19 protein-coding genes are annotated in these 15,660 nt (G+C 68.6%); 5 read left to right on the top strand and 14 right to left on the bottom strand.

Annotation, left to right across the window (positions count from 1 at the left end):
• The first annotated feature begins 515 nt into the window (after positions 1-515).
• Entirely contained in the window at positions 516-1,496 is a 981-nt protein-coding gene (gene purM / locus ACYQZ5_RS04815) for a phosphoribosylformylglycinamidine cyclo-ligase (protein ID WP_459845335.1), read from the top strand.
• 400 nt (positions 1,497-1,896) lie between these two features.
• Here the strand turns inward: purM and ACYQZ5_RS04810 are convergent, their stop codons facing one another.
• The 5 genes from ACYQZ5_RS04810 to ACYQZ5_RS04790 form a co-directional block, all read right to left on the bottom strand.
• A complete protein-coding gene (locus ACYQZ5_RS04810) occupies positions 1,897-2,436 on the bottom strand; it encodes a CBS domain-containing protein (protein ID WP_379731330.1) in 540 nt (179 codons plus the stop codon).
• A 48-nt stretch (positions 2,437-2,484) separates the two neighbouring features.
• On the bottom strand, positions 2,485-2,856 hold the full coding sequence (locus ACYQZ5_RS04805; RefSeq protein ID WP_379731331.1) for a DUF555 domain-containing protein: 372 nt from the start codon (positions 2,854-2,856) through the stop codon (positions 2,485-2,487).
• 126 nt (positions 2,857-2,982) lie between these two features.
• Entirely contained in the window at positions 2,983-3,798 is an 816-nt protein-coding gene (locus ACYQZ5_RS04800) for a hypothetical protein (RefSeq protein WP_379731332.1), read from the bottom strand.
• Positions 3,799-3,918: 120 nt separating this feature from the next.
• Positions 3,919-4,347 carry a GtrA family protein gene (locus tag ACYQZ5_RS04795; RefSeq protein WP_379731333.1) on the bottom strand — a complete coding sequence of 143 codons (429 nt, stop codon included), beginning with the start codon at positions 4,345-4,347 and terminating at the stop codon, positions 3,919-3,921.
• On the bottom strand, positions 4,348-5,784 hold the full coding sequence (locus ACYQZ5_RS04790; protein WP_379818834.1) for a sulfatase: 1,437 nt from the start codon (positions 5,782-5,784) through the stop codon (positions 4,348-4,350).
• A 174-nt stretch (positions 5,785-5,958) separates the two neighbouring features.
• On the opposite strand from ACYQZ5_RS04790, the gene ACYQZ5_RS04785 reads away from it, so the two are divergent.
• On the top strand, positions 5,959-6,927 hold the full coding sequence (locus ACYQZ5_RS04785) for an arsenic resistance protein (protein WP_379731335.1): 969 nt from the start codon (positions 5,959-5,961) through the stop codon (positions 6,925-6,927).
• A gap of 3 nt (positions 6,928-6,930) precedes the next feature.
• Here ACYQZ5_RS04785 and ACYQZ5_RS04780 read toward each other — a convergent pair whose 3' ends face one another.
• From ACYQZ5_RS04780 to ACYQZ5_RS04770, 3 genes are all read right to left on the bottom strand, one after another.
• A complete protein-coding gene (locus tag ACYQZ5_RS04780; protein ID WP_053948453.1) occupies positions 6,931-7,221 on the bottom strand; it encodes a chorismate mutase in 291 nt (96 codons plus the stop codon).
• Positions 7,218-8,105, bottom strand: a complete 888-nt coding sequence (locus ACYQZ5_RS04775; protein ID WP_379818833.1) for a shikimate kinase — start codon at positions 8,103-8,105, stop codon at positions 7,218-7,220. Before ACYQZ5_RS04775 ends, ACYQZ5_RS04780 begins: the two co-directional genes overlap by 4 nt.
• Positions 8,106-8,170: 65 nt before the next feature.
• Positions 8,171-8,950, bottom strand: a complete 780-nt coding sequence (locus ACYQZ5_RS04770) for a GHMP family kinase ATP-binding protein (RefSeq protein ID WP_459845330.1) — start codon at positions 8,948-8,950, stop codon at positions 8,171-8,173.
• 587 nt (positions 8,951-9,537) lie between these two features.
• On the opposite strand from ACYQZ5_RS04770, the gene ACYQZ5_RS04765 reads away from it, so the two are divergent.
• Entirely contained in the window at positions 9,538-9,825 is a 288-nt protein-coding gene (locus tag ACYQZ5_RS04765) for a DNA-directed RNA polymerase subunit L (protein WP_379730832.1), read from the top strand.
• A 72-nt stretch (positions 9,826-9,897) separates the two neighbouring features.
• Here the strand turns inward: ACYQZ5_RS04765 and hisF are convergent, their stop codons facing one another.
• Positions 9,898-10,713: an imidazole glycerol phosphate synthase subunit HisF gene (gene hisF, locus ACYQZ5_RS04760; RefSeq protein WP_379730833.1), complete on the bottom strand. Its 816-nt coding sequence runs from the start codon at positions 10,711-10,713 to the stop codon at positions 9,898-9,900.
• Between the two features lie 166 nt (positions 10,714-10,879).
• On the opposite strand from hisF, the gene ACYQZ5_RS04755 reads away from it, so the two are divergent.
• Positions 10,880-11,014, top strand: coding sequence for a DUF7128 family protein (locus tag ACYQZ5_RS04755; RefSeq protein WP_379730834.1), 135 nt, complete (start codon positions 10,880-10,882; stop codon positions 11,012-11,014).
• A gap of 119 nt (positions 11,015-11,133) precedes the next feature.
• Here ACYQZ5_RS04755 and ACYQZ5_RS04750 read toward each other — a convergent pair whose 3' ends face one another.
• The 5 genes from ACYQZ5_RS04750 to ACYQZ5_RS04730 all read right to left on the bottom strand — a co-directional run bounded on the left by ACYQZ5_RS04750 (position 11,134) and on the right by ACYQZ5_RS04730 (position 14,627).
• Positions 11,134-11,580 carry a DUF5796 family protein gene (locus ACYQZ5_RS04750; RefSeq protein ID WP_379730835.1) on the bottom strand — a complete coding sequence of 149 codons (447 nt, stop codon included), beginning with the start codon at positions 11,578-11,580 and terminating at the stop codon, positions 11,134-11,136.
• A 54-nt stretch (positions 11,581-11,634) separates the two neighbouring features.
• Complete coding sequence (locus ACYQZ5_RS04745) at positions 11,635-12,423, bottom strand: DUF5803 family protein (RefSeq protein ID WP_379730836.1); 789 nt, start codon at positions 12,421-12,423, stop codon at positions 11,635-11,637.
• 10 nt (positions 12,424-12,433) lie between these two features.
• Positions 12,434-13,126: a DUF2110 family protein gene (locus ACYQZ5_RS04740; RefSeq protein ID WP_379730837.1), complete on the bottom strand. Its 693-nt coding sequence runs from the start codon at positions 13,124-13,126 to the stop codon at positions 12,434-12,436.
• On the bottom strand, positions 13,126-13,647 hold the full coding sequence (tfe, locus tag ACYQZ5_RS04735; protein WP_379730838.1) for a transcription factor E: 522 nt from the start codon (positions 13,645-13,647) through the stop codon (positions 13,126-13,128). Before tfe ends, ACYQZ5_RS04740 begins: the two co-directional genes overlap by 1 nt.
• Positions 13,648-14,045: 398 nt before the next feature.
• Positions 14,046-14,627 carry a tRNA (cytidine(56)-2'-O)-methyltransferase gene (locus tag ACYQZ5_RS04730; RefSeq protein WP_379730839.1) on the bottom strand — a complete coding sequence of 194 codons (582 nt, stop codon included), beginning with the start codon at positions 14,625-14,627 and terminating at the stop codon, positions 14,046-14,048.
• 93 nt (positions 14,628-14,720) lie between these two features.
• Between ACYQZ5_RS04730 and ACYQZ5_RS04725 the strand changes: the two genes are divergently transcribed.
• Complete coding sequence (locus tag ACYQZ5_RS04725; RefSeq protein WP_379730840.1) at positions 14,721-15,659, top strand: NAD-dependent epimerase/dehydratase family protein; 939 nt, start codon at positions 14,721-14,723, stop codon at positions 15,657-15,659.
• The last annotated feature ends 1 nt before the right edge of the window (position 15,660 follow it).

The following is a 15,660-nucleotide window of genomic DNA, read 5'->3' as shown; positions in this document are numbered from 1 at the left end:
CTCGATGCTTGGCCACTTGCGACCGCAATGTGCCGGGCCTCGTGCCCGGCACAGTACCGAGTCCCCACCCCTCCCCCCGCCGGCGCCGAACGATGGCGCCGGCGAGGCGTCCACCGCGACCGCACCGCGGTGGCGGTGGCGCGCGACGTGAGCACCTCCGTGCGCGAACGAGCGCGCGAGGGACGAACGAGCGAACGGACGTGAGCGAGTGAGTCGGCTGGGGAGGAAGCGAGGCGGGAAAACTCGCCGAAGGCGAGGCAAACCGCCTCGAAGCGAGCGGCGAACGGAGTGAGCCGCGAGCAGTGAGGGCTGTGCGGGGCGGTGCGGTCACAAGTGGTCTAGCTCACTCCGCGGTCGTGCTTGCGGTCCAAACACCGGATTCCGCGGCCTAAACACCGAACTCCGTGCACTCCACCATCGCAGAAAACGCCCGACCCACGCAGTAGCCGACACCTCTTGAACCACAACAGCAGGGGAGCGGAGGACTTTTGCGCCGTCCTCCCGCCGCTTCTGCCATGACCGAAGAGGAGGGGCTGACCTACGCGGAGGCGGGCGTCGACATCGCCGACAGCGAGGCGGCGACGGCCGCGCTGGTCGGCGCCGCCGGCGCCGCGGGCGAGGGCACCGACAGCGACTACGCCGGCCTGCTCGACATCGGCGACCGCTACCTCGCGCTGGCGACCGACGGCGTCGGCACGAAACTCCTCGTCGCCGAAGCGATGGGCGACTACTCCACCGTCGGCATCGACTGCATCGCGATGAACGCCAACGACCTCGTCGCCGCCGGCGTGCGCCCGGTGGCGTTCGTCGACTACCTCGCGGTCGACGAGCCAGACGAGACGTTCGCCGAGCAGATCGGCCAGGGGCTGGCCGCCGGCGCCGAGGCCGCAGACCTCGAACTCGTCGGCGGCGAGACGGCGGTGATGCCCGAGGTCGTGAAGGGGCTGGACCTCGCGGGCACCTGCGCGGGGCTGGCGGCGAAAGACGCCGTCTTCCCCGGCAGCGCCGAGGTCGGCGACGCGCTAGTGGGCTGGGAGTCCTCCGGAATCCACTCCAACGGCCTCACGCTGGCCCGCGAGGCCGTCACGCAGGAGTACCAGTACACCGACCCCTACCCCGGCGAGCGCTACGACGCCGTCGGCGACGCCCTCCTCGAACCGACCCGGATATACACCGACCTGCTCGACCCGATGCGCGAGCACGGCGTCCGCGCGGCCGCACACGTCACCGGCGGCGGCTGGACCAACCTCGAACGGCTGGGCGACTATCACTACGAGATCGACGACCCCTGGCCCCGGCAGGAGGTGTTCGACTTCGTGCAGGACCTCGGCGACGTGAGCGACGAGGAGATGCACCGGACGTTCAACATGGGCACCGGGTTCGTCGCCGCCGTCGACCCCGAGCGGGCCGACTCGCTGGTCGGGGAGACCGACGGTCGCGTGATCGGGCAGGTGGAAGAGGGCGAGGGCGTCAGTATTCGCGGGCTGGAGCTGTAGTCGGTCTGTTGGGACCCTATTGATGCGGGGTTATTCGTACTGAAACAGCCGGTACGTCGGTGAACGAACTGATGACCGAACGGCTCTCGGGGTATTCCGGACGGGGCGGTGAGGGGAGCCACAACGTCTGACGTGGTGGACCGACGACAGACGTTGTTTCGGACACCTCACCACGTCTGGGTTCCGCAGTCAGTTCGACGATTGCGACCGCCACCTGGACTGCCTCCCGATCGGTAACCCACTCCGATCCCTCCCGAGGTCCGCAAGGGGTATCCAACCCCCCGAGTGTGGGTTGGGACCGATACATAATGATCCCCGTCGATTTTGAAGAGTGAGATGTTTTTGACGATGTGGGTTACAGGACGCCGCTCGACGTAACCCCTGTCCCGACCGACAGACGTTAGGAGAGGTGACTCGCGATGTCGGCCTCGGTGATGATCCCCGCGGCCTCGCCGCCCTCCGTGACGATCACGGCCTTGTAGTGGTCCAGCAGGTTCCGGATCTCGTCGACGGTCGCGTCGGCGCCGACGGTCGGGAACGACTCGCTCATCACCTCCGCCACGGGTAGCTCGCCGACGTTCTCGCCGGCGTGGACCACGTCGGACTGGGAGATCGAGCCGACCGGGACGCCGTTCTGGATCACCGGGAGCTGAGAGTACGCCTCCTCGTCCATCAGCTCGACCGCGTCGCTGACCGAGTCGTCCGGGCTCACGTGGACCACGTCCTCGTGCATGAGGTCCGCTGCCCGGACCACCTCGCCCTCGGCCTCGTCGAGCGCCTCGACGATCCGCCGGAGCGTCGAGAGCCGCGGGTCCACGTCGTCGTTCTCGACGCGGGCGATCAGCGGCTGGGACACCTCGGCGCGTTCCGCCAACGCCGACTGGGTCAGTCCCACCGCGTTCCGCCGCTCGCGCAGGTCCTCGGGTGTCGGCAGCTCCATGTCCAAGAATAACTAGAGGTAATTTGAAAGCGTTTCGGAAGGCGGGAGTTACTCGGCGCTCGCGCCCTCGTCGCCCTCCTCGGTCTCGACGGTCTGGATGACCTCCAGAGGCACGTCACGGAGCGCGCCGCCGACCTCGCTCTTGGCGATGCGGGTGGCGTGCTCCTCGTTCTCGGCGTTGAAGATGTCGATTTCGAGCACCAGCCCAACGAGGGCGGTGCTCGCGGCGATGAACGCGGAGTCGAACGGCTCGCCACAGGCCGGGCAGTCGGTCAGCCCCACCTCGACGTCGACGTACTCCTTGTCGGCCTCGTTGAGTCGGCGGCCGGACTCGGAGACGGCGACGCCGATGGCGTCGTCGATATCCTCGACGTCTCGCACGAGCCACGCGGCCTCCATCACGACGTGATAGTTGCTCATACAGCTACTCCACCACCGGCAGGCAAAGTTTCGTTGGTTCGGCGGCGCCAGCGCGGGCGACGGGCGGGCAGCGACTCTCGTGGCCGAGGTCCGAGTGGCGATTACTCCGTCCAGCGAACTCGCCGGCTACAGTTCGACCTCGGCGTCGGCAACGTAGTTCTCCTTCGCTCGGCCCGTCTCCGGCCCTTCCGGAACGAGACCGGGGGCGGAGATCTCGTCGTCGAACCGATTCGGGTCCGGGGAGAGCGAGTCGAGGATCTCCGAGAACGTCGTCCCGTCCCGGCCAGTAACGTGGACGAACCCCCCGTACTGACGTTGCTCGACTGGGGTCGTCTCCGGGTCCGGGAACGCGTCACGGATACAGCCGACGCGCTCGCGGAGGTACTCCGCGGCCTCGTGCTGGGAGTACTGACAGTCGGCGTAGTACTGCTCTCGGGCGCGCTCGTCGAGATCCGCCTCGAGGTGTTTGGCGGACTCGTACCGGACCGCGTCGTCGCTGATGTCGCCGCTGAGGAAGCTGAGGTTCACGGTGAAGCAGTCCGGGTAGCGGAGGATCACCAGAAAGAAGATCTGCTCGTCGACGGTGTAGCGTTCCTGCAGCCGGTAGTAACACTCCAGATAGTACGCCGCGAGGGCGCCGACCCAGTCGTCGCGCTCGCCGTCGAGGTACGCGGTCGCAACATTGTAGTAGTCCTCACCGGCGACCTGCTGTAGGCGGTGTTTGAAGCTCTGTCTCATCTCCGCCAGTTCGTCCTCGTACACCTCCGTCAACGGGACGTCCGGATCGTCGAGCAGTTCGGCCTTTCGCTGGCCGGCGTCGGCGATCCGCATCATGTTCTCGTGGAGGGATCGCTCCGCGTCCACGTCCGGGAGCGGGATACGGACGGCCTGCCGGTGCAGGATCTTGGTGCCCGACGCCATGCGCTCACTCCAGTCAGTCATGCGCCATTATCTGCCGCCGAGTACGCCACACGGGTTCTTGAAGTCGCCGAGAGCCTCGGTAGCGTTACACACTGACCTGCAGAGTGTACTGAACTGCTCGCGTTCTACCGGAACCACGAGTCAGGTCCGTTTCCACGTCCACCGCGAGTCAAGCACGTACCGATAGATACCGCTGAGGAGGATCGCCACGGCGTTCGCCAGCAGGTACTGCACCCCCCGAAAGTCGACCAGCGCGTACAGCACCGCCAACTGGATCGGGATGGCCGTCCCCCGCACGACGTTCGTCTTCAGCAGCCCCGTGAAGTAGGCGGCCCACCCCGAGTTCTGTATCGACGCGAACGTCCACGCGTTGTTGAGCACGTACGTCATGACGATCGTGATCTCGATCGCGACGGTCGCGCCGAGCAGGTAGTTCACCTGCCCGACGTCGACGAACAGCCAGAGCAGTACCATCTGGACGCCCGCCGTCGTGGTGCCGACGATGACGTACCGCCGGAGCCGTACCGCGAGCGGGCCGCTCACCATACTGCGAAGGAGCGCGCGGACCATCTAGCGGTAGCCCAGCGCCTCCAGCCGGTGTTCGAGGTCCTCGTCGACGCCGTCGGCTGCGATGGCGGCGTCGCCGTCGGCAGCGCGGAGCAGGTCGGCGTGAGCGTCGACGAGTTCGCCGAACTCCTCGATCACGGCTCGCTCTTCCGGATCGGGGTCGTCGCTCAGGTCGTCCTGCTGGTCCGGGTCGTCGGGCCGGTAGTACAGTTCGCGCTCGCCGTCAGTATCGACGTTCTCGACGTACGTCCAGTCGCGGTCGCGGACGCTCACCAGCAGGTCGCCGTCGTCGAGCGATCGCGGGATCGGCTGGCTGGTCACCGTCTCGCCCCGGACCGTGACCGAGACGACCGGCTCGTCGGCCGGTTCCGCTCCCTCGAGGACGCTCGGTGCGGCGCTGCTCCCCTGCCACGCGTCGGGTGCGTCGACGCCGAGGAGGTCGGCCACCGTCGCGGGGATCGAATCGAGGCCGACCTGTCGCTCGATCCGCCCACCGTCGCTTCCGGGCACGTCGACGATGAGGGGAACGTTGATCAGTTCGTCGTACAGCTTCGGGTAGTGTGCGAGGTGGCCGTGCTCCTGGAACTCCTCGCCGTGGTCGCCCGCGACGACGACCGCCGTCTCGTCGTCGACGCCGGCGGTCTCGAGCGCGTCGAGCACGCGGCCCACGCTGGCGTCGACCTGCCGGACCGCGGCCTGATAGAGGGTTCGGAGATCCGCGAGCGTGCGCTCGCCGACGTTCCAGCCCAGCCCCGTCCGGGTGTGGGCGTGGATCATCCGGTGGGTGCCGAGCAGGCCGTCGGAGACCTCGCGGATGTATCGCGGCGCCGGGACGTACGGCGTGTGGGCGTCCATGTAGTGGATCCAGAGGAAGAACGGCTCCTCGACCGACTCGACGTAGTCGGTCGCCGCGTGCTCCACGTCGAACATCCGGGAGGTGTCGAGGAACGGCCGCTCGTCGGTGCCGCCGCGGAGCCACGAGCCGAGGCGTCGCACGGGCGAGGTCGCGAGCTGGAGCCACGCCTCCACCGTCGGGTGGGTCGCGAGGTACTTGCTGTAGATGCTGGAGCCGACGCTGGCGACGAACGGCTCGAACTCGTCGAACCCGTCGTCGTATCCCCAGTGGGAGGTCAGAAACCCGTTGGCGGCGTTGAAGCCGGCCGTCGAGAACCCCGCCTCGGAGAGCGTCTCCGCGAGCGTCTCCGCGCCGTCGACGCCGATGCGGCCGGTGTCGCCGAACACGGGCCGGGAGGCCATGATCGACGGGAACGAGAACGGCGTCCAGTTGCCGTTCGCGAACGCGCGGTCGAACGTCGTGCCGCGGTCGGCGAGGCTGTCGAAGACGGGCGTGTGGCGGTCGTCGTCGTACGCGCCCACGGCGTCGGCCCGGAGGGAGTCGACCGTGACGAGTACGACGTTCGAGATGTCGGAGTCGGTCATGGGGTGAGTCCCCGCGCGTCGACGGCTTCGTCCGCTGCCCGGACGAACCGCCGAATCGAACGGCGGAGACGAGTGTATACCTCCTACGCCGCGCCCCGGGAGTATAAGTACCACCATCCCGGCGTCGGTCGCCGACCCCCGTCGTTTTCCCGAGCGCCCTCGAACGGCCACCGAATGGACGGGAACGCGCTGCTCCAGCGCCGGCAGGTCGCGGTCTACGCCGTCGCCGTGCTGCTCGCGGTCGTCGTCGGCCTCGGCCGTCCGACTGCGGCGCCGACCCTCGAACGTCTGATCGATCCGGTACTGGCGCTGCTGCTGTACGTCACGTTCCTCGAAGTGCCGTTCGTCCGGTTCCGACGCGCGTTCCGGAACCGACGGTTCGTGGCGGCCGCGCTGGGGTTGAACTTCCTCGTCGTCCCGGTCGTGGTCTGGGCGCTCACGCGGCTCCTCCCGGCGGAGCCCGCGCTGCTCGTCGGCGTGTTCATGGTGCTGCTGACGCCGTGTATCGACTACGTCATCACGTTCACCGGCCTCGCGGGCGGCGACGCCGAGCAGGTGACTGCGACGACGCCGGCGCTGCTGCTCGCCCAGCTACTGGCGCTCCCCCTCTACCTCTGGCTGTTCGTCGGGCCGGCGGTCGCGACGGCGGTCGAACCGCGGCCGTTCGTCGAAGCGTTCCTCCTGATCATCGCGCTCCCGCTCGCGCTGGCGTGGCTCACGGAGGCGTGGGCCGACCGTTCCAGGCGCGGGGCGTCGTGGCAGGCGGCGATGGGCTGGCTGCCGGTGCCGATGCTCGCGGCGACGCTGTTCGTCGTGATCGCCTCACAGCTACCGCGCGTGCAGGACTCGATCGGTCGGATCGTGAGCGTCGTCCCTGTGTACGTCGCGTTCCTGCTCGTGATGCCCCCGATCGCTCGGTTCGTGGGTGTGCGGCTGGGCCTGCCAGTCGGCGAGCGCCGCGCGCTCGTGTTCACCTCGGTGACGCGCAACTCGCTGGTGGTGTTGCCGCTGGCGCTGGCGCTCCCGGCGGTGTATCAGTTGGTGCCGGCCGTCGTGGTCACGCAGACGCTGGTGGAACTGGCTGGCATGGTGGCGTTGACGCGGGTGGTGCCGCGGTGGGTAGTGCCCGACGGCGAGAGGTAGTCGTCAGCGGGACTCCCGCTGCTCGACCTTGTTCAGTTCGATCAGCAGGCGGAAGATCGCCTTCACGAGGTTCGAATCCACGTCGAAGCGCTCGGCGTTCTCGCCGGCGCGGTCCATCACCGCCTGCTCCTGATCCTCGTCGGTGGTCGGCAGCCCCTGTTCCTCCTTCACGTCGGCGATGGTGTCGGCGACGTAGGTGCGCTGGGCGATGAGTTCGACCAGTTCGCGGTCGATCTGCTGGATCTCCTCGCGCAGTTCCTCCAGGGTCATGTCGTCGGGTGTGCGTTCGCTCATAGGTATCTGCCTCCAGTCGCCCGCGTCTCGGTCCGCAGCGTCTCGCCGGGTCGCTCCTGCCAGCGCTCCTCCACCGCTTCCAGCCCCTCGGGGTCGCCGACGGCGACGACGCTCGGTCCCGTCCCGGAGAGCGAGACGCCCTCGACGTGGGGCATCGCCTCGACCGCGGGATCGGCCGAGAAGCCGAGCGCCGCCGAGAACGCGAGTCCGTTGAGCGTCATCGCGGTCCCGTACTCGCCGTCGAGCGCGAGCTCCTCGACCAGTTCGGCCATCGGCGCCACGCGCGCACAGCGTTCGGCGTCGGCGTCGGCGGAGTAGGCGCGCTCCGGCGGCGTCCAGACCAGCACTGCCCAGTCGACTTCCTCGCGGGCGAGCAGTTCGTCGTCGGTGTTGTCGGTGACGGTGAGACCGCCGAGCATCGACGCGCTGGCGTCGTCGAACGCGCCGGTGACGGTGACGCCCGCCTCGCGAGCGGCCTGTACGCCGATCCGGCAGGCGTCCTCGTGGTCGACGATTCCCGCGAGCCCGAGCGCGTCGGCGGTCGCGAGCACCGTCGCGTTCGCGGCTGCGGAGGAGCTCTTGAGTCCTGCAGCAGTCGGCACCCCGCTCTCGGTTCGGACCGTGCCGCCGACCGATTCCGGTGCCGGAAGATCGGCAGTCGCTGCCGGGTCGTCGCCCCAGCGCTCGACCGCGAGCGAGACGCAGCACTCGATCAGTTCGGTGTCGGCGTCGGGCTGGCCGTCGATCTCCCCCTCGATGTCGCCCGAGCCGTCGAGTTCGACGTGGGCGGCGGTCTCGAAATCGAGCGCGAACGCGGCCCCCCGGCCGGTCGCGAGCGCGTTGAGCACCGTCCCCGCGCCGGGCGCCGCGGCGTGGCCGTCCATGTCCGTACTGGAACGGGTGCCGGGCTTGAAGCTGGTGGTCGCGGCGGCCCGGGGCAGTGGCGGGGTTACAGCAACCGCGCGCCTTCGGTAGAGACGCGGGTCCGGTTCGCCAGCACGCCCTCGCAGTCGACGGCGACGACCGTCTCCCCGAGCATCGCCATCGTTGCCGCGCCGCCGGCCTCCTCGACGCGGGCCACGTCGTCGACGACGCGCTCGGTGGGGAGGTCCAGCGCCCGCGCGAACGGCCACGAGCGCTCGATCACGGCCCGGAGCGTCGGCGGGTCCGGCAGCGCGTCGAGCACGGCGCCGCCCTCCTCGCGGACCTGATCCATCAGTTCCTCGTCGGCCAGCGCGTCGGCGGTCGAAAGCCCGCCGTAGGAGACGTACTCGACGGGTTCGTCCGTTTCGACGCGCTGTCGGCCGTCGCCGACGTTGTACAGCAGGCCACCGGCGTCCTGAATGAACACGTCGCCGAGCCCGGTTCCAGCGGCGACTTCGGCCTCGTGGCTGTGCTCGACGAGTTCGTCGCGAGCGTGGTCGAGTCCGAACCGCTCGTTCGTGGCGAGCGCGGTCGCGAGCGTGGCGGCGCCGCTGGCGCCGAATCCCGCGCCGAGGGGGACCTGCGGGCGCACGTCGACGGCAGCGGCGACGCCGAGGCGGTCCAGTACGCGCTCGACTGGCTCGAACTCGGCAGGCTCGCCGTCGACGCTCACGGCGGTTTCGTCGGCGTTCTCGACGGTGACGGTCACGCCGTCCTCGAGCGCGACGCTGGCGCCGCGGGAGCCGGACTCGACCTGATCGGGAGCGAACACGGCCGTCACGCTGGCCGGGGCGAAGGCGTCCATGGATCGTGGGTGGGGAGCGGCGTAGTTGAATCCGTGTGGTTTCGGGTTTTCTCCGTTCTCGGTCAGACGGGCGTCAACGTCGAATCTGACTACAACTGCAACAGCAGCTCGGTCGTTGAACACTTGTGACCGCAGGGTGCCGAGCACGAGGCTCGGCACAGTCCCGAGTCCCCACCCCTCCCCCGCGGGCCGGCGACCGCTGCCGGCCCGCGGCGTCCACCGCTACCGCACCGCGGCCGGCGGTGGCGCGCGACGTGAGCAGGGCGAGACCGAAGGTCTCGCTGGCCGTGCGGGCGACGCTTGGGTCGCCCGCACGACGCCTCCGTGCGCGAACGAGCGCGCGAGGGACGAGTGACTGAGCGCAAGCGAAGGAACGAGTCGGCTGGGGAGGCCTGTGGGCTGTGCGGGCGGTGCGGTCACAAGTGGTCATGCTCACTCCGCGGTGCCGTTCGCGGTCGGGGTCGTCGAATCAACGTCTCTGTTCACACCGTGAGGAGACACACACGAACTACGAAACCTAGCGAACAGCCAGAATCCGGAGTATCGGAGACGAAACACTCAAACGCCGACCCCGACAACCGAAACACATGGAACTGCGGGTCATCGAGAAGACTGACGAGGAACTCCGCATCGAGGTCGCCGGCGAGGGCCACACGTTCATGAACGTCCTGAAGGGGACGCTGCTCGAGAACGACGACGTCGCCGCCGCGACGTACGACGTGAACCCCGAGCAGTCCGGCGGCCAGACCGAGCCGATCCTCTCGATCACGACCGAGGGCGACGCCGACCCCCTCGACGTGCTCGAGTCGGCCGCGGGCGACGTAAGCGAGAAGAGCGCGGCGCTGCGGGACGCCTTCGAGGACGCGGCGGCCTGAGACGGCTCTCCGACTACTTCTCTCTAACTACCGTCGATCTGTGCCGTCGCAGATGCCGTGACGCGGTGAGAATCAGATCCGAACCGGGATCCCGCGCTCGGCGAGGTACTGCTTGACCTCCTGGATCGTGTAGTCCTCGTAGTGGAAGATCGAGGCCGCGAGCCCGGCGTCGGCGTCGGCCTCGGTGAACACCTCGTACATGTCCGCCGGCGAGCCACAGCCCGAGGAGGCGATCACGGGCGTCGAGACGGCGTCACACACCGCCGAGGTGAGCGGGATGTCGTACCCCTCCTCGGTGCCGTCCTTGTCGATAGAGTTGACGAACAGTTCGCCCGCGCCGCGGGACTCGGCCTCCTCGGCCCACTCGACGGCGTCGATGCCGGTGCCCTCGCGACCGCCCTTCACGGTACACTCGAACCAGCAAGACTCGCCGTCGATACGCTCGTAGTGTTCGCCCTGCTCGTCGTAGCGCCGGCGCGCGTCGAGCGAGATGACGATACACTGCGAGCCAAAGGCCTCGGCCCCGCGGTCGATCAGGTCGGGGTTGGCGATCGCGCCGGAGTTGATGCTGACCTTGTCAGCGCCGGCCCGGAGCGTCTCCTTGATGTCGTCGGTCGTCCGGATGCCGCCACCGACGGTCAGCGGGATGAACACCTCGTCGGCGACCGCCGACACCGTGTCGAGCATCGTCTCCCGACCCTCCGCGCTGGCGGTGATGTCGAGGAAGACGAACTCGTCGGCGCCGGCCTCGTTGTAGCGCTTTGCCATCTCCACCGGGTCGCCGGTGTAGTCGAGATCCTCGAAGTTGACTCCGGTGTAGACGGCGGGATCGCCGTTCTCGTCCACGTCCACGTCGATGCAGGGGATGACCCGTTTGGTGAGCGTCATTGTGTGGGCTGGGCGGCGTCGGTCGACGGTCCGCGCATACGCCCGCTGGGCGGGCCACCCATTTGCACGTTACGGAAGGAGCGATCGCGCGGCCCGAGCGAAACCCGGCGACGGGAGCGGGCCGACCGCCGGAAGCGATTTACGCCGTCCGTCCACACGTCCGGGTATGGTCGACGCCACGGAGCGCGACGGGATGACGTGGTACCAGTGTGAGCACTGCGGGCTCCTGTTCGACGACGAGAGCGACGCCAGCCAACACGAGGACAACTGCGCCGGCGACGACCCCTCGTACCTCCAGTAGCCCGCGTTATCGGTCGCCGAGTCGCGCCCGGAGCGCCGGGAGCAGCCGACCGATTCGCGCGGGAGTCCCGCGTCGCAAGTCGGCAGTCGACACCGACGAGCCGACGATGAGGGAGACGGCTACGCCGACTCCGACTCCTCGGCGCTCACGATCTCGAAGCTCTGTTCGCCCCAGTCGTCCTCGACGAACACGAACACGCGGCCGCGGGCCACCTCGGGGTCGGCTTCGACCTCGATCCGCCGGCCTTCGAGGTGGCGCGCGGTCACGCCGGGGAACACCTCCTCCTCCTCGCCGGGGTCGATCATCACGCGGCCGACGCCGGTGTCCTCGAGGATCTCGTCCTCGGTCTTGCGGTCGTTGACGTACAGCATCACCCCCTCGCTCTCGGTCGGGTCAGTGACCAGCAGGTGACACTCCTTCCCCGGGCCGGTCCGGACCGAGCCCTCCGCGACGCTGGGGACCCCCCGGTACAGCGTCTCGCGGCCGTCGGCGTACTCGACGACGACGCCCTCCTCACGGAGGTCGATACCGACTGTGTCGGGGGGCACGTCGTTCCGGTTGGACATGCTCCGGCGTAGCGCCCGCGAACGCAAAAGGGCCGCGTCACGCGCCGCCGATCCTCAGCGCATCCCCGGCGGCGGGCCTTCGTCGTCGTCCCGCTCGATGTCGACGTTCAGGCCCATCTCCTCGCGCCGTTCCTTCAGCTTCCGGATCTCCCGGCGGTAGTACGTGCCGCCGGCGACGGCGACGCCGAGCAGGCCGATCACCAGCCCGCCGAACAGCTGCACGTCACGCGGGAGGTAGAACCGCACGGAGAGCCGATCCCTGGTGATCTCAGTCCACTCGATCGTGAGCCGGCCGTCGACGACCGTCTTCGACTCCGCCGAGGGTGCGATCCGGCCGAACAGCGGGATCGACGCCTCGCGGTTCTCGGGCAGGACGACGGTGTAGTTCCCCCCCTCGACGGCGACGGGGTGGGTGAACTGCTTGGGCGTGCTCTCGCCGGAGTACGCCAGCCGGCCGTCCTCGCCCGGCGGCTCGATCACGAGGTGGTTGTTCTGGGTCCGCACGTCGCCGCCGTGGGCGCCGAAGTCGGAGCCGTTGATCGTCGTCCCGTTGGGGTAGCGGTAGCGAAGCGAACTGATCGTCAGCGGCTGGTCGGTGCCCAAGAAGCCGGGGCGAGAGAGCCGGATGCTGTCGTTGACCGCCGAGAGATCGTACACCGCGCGGTAGGTGACGTTGCTGGTGACGGTGATGTGGACCTCGTCCTCGGCGTCCCAGTCGTACGGCTGTGCGGGTGGCTCGTCGAGTCTGTCGGGGCTGGTGGGGCCGCCGCCCAGCCCGCCCATGCAGCCGCTGAGCGTGACGAGTCCGACGAGCGCGACCAGCGCGAGCAGTCGACGGTTCATCCCTCGGTCCTCACGGCACGACGCACTTGAGTTCGGCCGGGAGGTACTCGCCGACGCTGGCGAGCAGCCCCGGCGGGTCGGTGCCCGCGGCGCAGACGACGCTCTGTTCGAGCAGCCCCAGTCGCTCGACGGTGACGATGTCCTGTGCGTGGCCCGCGCGGTTCAGCGTCGCCCGCACCTCGCCGCGAGTCGCGGAGTTGACGTTGAGCCGGCCGCCGGAGTCGGCGCCGTCGCCGTCGTTGCGGGTCCAGTCGTAGAGCATGTCCTGCGTCTCGTCGGCGAGTCGGTGGTCGCCGTCCTCGTCGTAGACGAACCGCAGGGGCGTGTGCTGGACGACGCCGAAGCGGTCCCGGATCTGCGAGCCGTCACCGGGGCCGAGGCCCAGGTCGTCGGCGTCGATTTCGATCGGCTGGCCGGCGTCGAGCGTCCAGCCGGAGTCGCCCCACGAGCGGAGGGTGCCGACGGCGACCTCGCCGTCGTCGAAGTGGTCGGTGATCTCCCCCCAGCGCTCGCGCAGGAGGTTCCGGGCGGCCGTGGCGTCGTCGCCCTCGACGGTGACGGCGACGAACTCGTCGTCCCGGACGCCGACGGTCCAGTCGACGTCGAGGTCTGCGAGGTCGTTGGCGACCAGCGAGTCCAGGCTGTCGAGTGCCCGTTTGCGGGCGCTGCCCTCGACGTAGCACTTGGTTGCGAGGACGACCATCAGGCGGCCTCGACGTTGAGTTCGTCGCGGATCTGGTCGAGCCGCCACTCCATGGCCTCGACCATGCGGGTGTTCTCCATCGCTTCGAGCTGGGTCTCACACTCGGGGCACTCGAAGCCGAACTCCATCGCCTCCTCGAACTCGAAGCGCAGCGAGCAGTTCTCACACAGGTAGAACTGGTGTTCGGTCTCGTACTCGAGGCGCTGCTGCAGCGCGTCGGCGAGCCGGTGCATCTCCTCCTCGAGGTTCTCCGGGATGTTCTCGTAGTGGAACGTCCAGAGGTAGGTGAGCCAGCCGGAGTCCTCGTCGCGGACCCGACGGTAGGCGGCCAGATCGTTCTCGTAGAGGATGAACAGCGCGCGGCGCACGTCGTTGAGTTCGAGGCCGAGCTCCTCAGCGAGCTCCTCGTCCGTCACTTCGCCGTCCGGGGGGGCGGCGGCGACGGGCATCCCCGTGGGGCCGACCAGGTCGTGGAGGTACTTCTGAATCACCGGATCCTCCAAGAGTTCCTCAAAAGCCATTGCGGTGACCTAAAAGTGGCACGCGCTTCAACGTTGTGGGTTCTGGGTCTTCGTTCGAGACGATCGGTTCGAAAGTAGCGTTAGCTGGGTTGTGATCAGCTACTCGGTGGAGACCGAGACAGCGTTGGTCAGAAACGCGGTGAAAGCCCCTGCCCGCTCGACGGCTGCGACTCGCTGCGCTCCTCGGTCACTCCGTTCCCTGCGGTGCTCGCGTCGTCTCGCTCGCCGAGCGGGCAGCCCCTTTCAGTCCCGCCCGCCAGCACAGCCCACGAGCCTCCCCAACCGACTCGTTCGCTCCCGCTGGTCGCTCACTCGTCCCTCGCGCTCGGCTCGCGCACGGAGGCGCGAGCGCTTCGCGCCACCGCAGAACTGCGGGCGTGCACGTCGATCACTCAAAATCAGGCGTCGTCGTCGGCTTCGTCGACCTCGCCGTTCTCGTCCAGCGTCTCCGGATCCACCACGCGCTTGCCAGTTTCCTTCGGGATCACGCGCTGCTCGCCGCCCTCCCACTCGCGGTCGAGTTCGTCGCCGTCGAACAGGCGATCGAGGAACACGGCGAGGCCCGCGACCTCCGAGTGGGGTTGGTTCGTGACGCCGACGTTCCAGTCCGCGTGGTCGTACACCTCGAACGGCACCTTCTCGCCGCCGACGACGATCAGGATCGGTTCGTCGTGGTGGGTCTCGCGAATCTCCTCCTGAACGGTCTGGACCTCCTCGCCGTACATCGTGAGGTGGACGACCGTCCCCTCCCAGTTCCGGATGATCGCGCGCTGGTCCTCCCGGAGTTCGACTTCGAAGGGACCGCCGAAGCGGTCCGTGATGTCCCGCACCGTCTCGGCGGACTGGCCGGCGTTGTCCGGGAAGATCACGCGGTCGGCGCCAAGCGCGCGGGCGGTGAGGCCGACGTGGGTCGTCATGCGGTCGTCCCGGCCCGGCCGGTGGCCGAACCGGAGCACGCAGCACTCCGGGGCGTCTTGCATACGCCGACGAAACCGCGGCGGAGGGGTGGCGCTTTCGGTTTCCGGGCCGCGAGCGATCGGAACGCACTTGCCCGAACCCGAACAGTCGCGGGTATGGACCTCAGCGGGCAGACCGTGGTCGTGACCGGCGGCGCGGGACTGGTCGGCTCCCACCTCGCGGGGATGCTGGCTGACGAGAACGACGTGCTGGCCGTCGACGACCTCTCGAAGGGCGAGCGCGAGGCGGTTCCGGACGGCGTCGCGTTCGAGCAGGCCGATATGCTCGACCCCGACGACGTGGCAGGAGTCATCGACGAGGACACCGACATCGTGTTCCACTTCGCGGCCCACACCGACGTGCGCGTCGACGACCCCGAGGAGGAGCGCCGCGTCTTCGAGGAGAACACCGAGATGACGTACAACGTCCTCGAGCGGATGCGCGAGGTCGGCTGTGACGCGCTCGCGTTCACCTCCTCCTCGACCGTGTACGGCGAGGCGCCCCGGCCGACGCCGGAGGACTACGCGCCGCTCGAACCGATCAGCATCTACGGCGCCTCGAAGCTCTCCGACGAGGGCGTGGTGTCGACGTTCGCCCACTCCTACGGCATCCAGTCGTGGGTGTTCCGGTTCGCGAACATCGTCGGCCCGCGCCAACGGGGCAACGTGATCCCGGACTTCATCCAGAAGCTGCAGGACGACCCCGAGACGCTGACGATCCTCGGCAACGGCAAGCAGGAGAAGTCCTACCTCCACGTGGCGGACTGCGCGGCCGCGATCCGCGACGTGGTCGAGCACGCCGACGACGAGTACAACCTCTACAACCTCGGCTCGAAGACCACCACCTCAGTCGTCGACATCGCGGACATCGTCGCTGACGTGATGGACCTCGACCCCGAGTACGAGTTCACCGGCGGCGACCGCGGCTGGACCGGCGACGTGCCGAAGATGCGGCTGGACACGAGCAAGCTCTCGGAGTTGGGTCACGAGGTTCCCGAGGACAGCGACCCGGCGGTCCGACGCGCGGCCGAACAGCTGTACGACGAACTCCGGTAGC

Source organism: Halolamina salina (assembly GCF_054653455.1).
The sequence above is the reverse complement of the archived record's forward strand: the minus strand, read 5'-3'. Positions and strand labels throughout refer to the sequence as shown.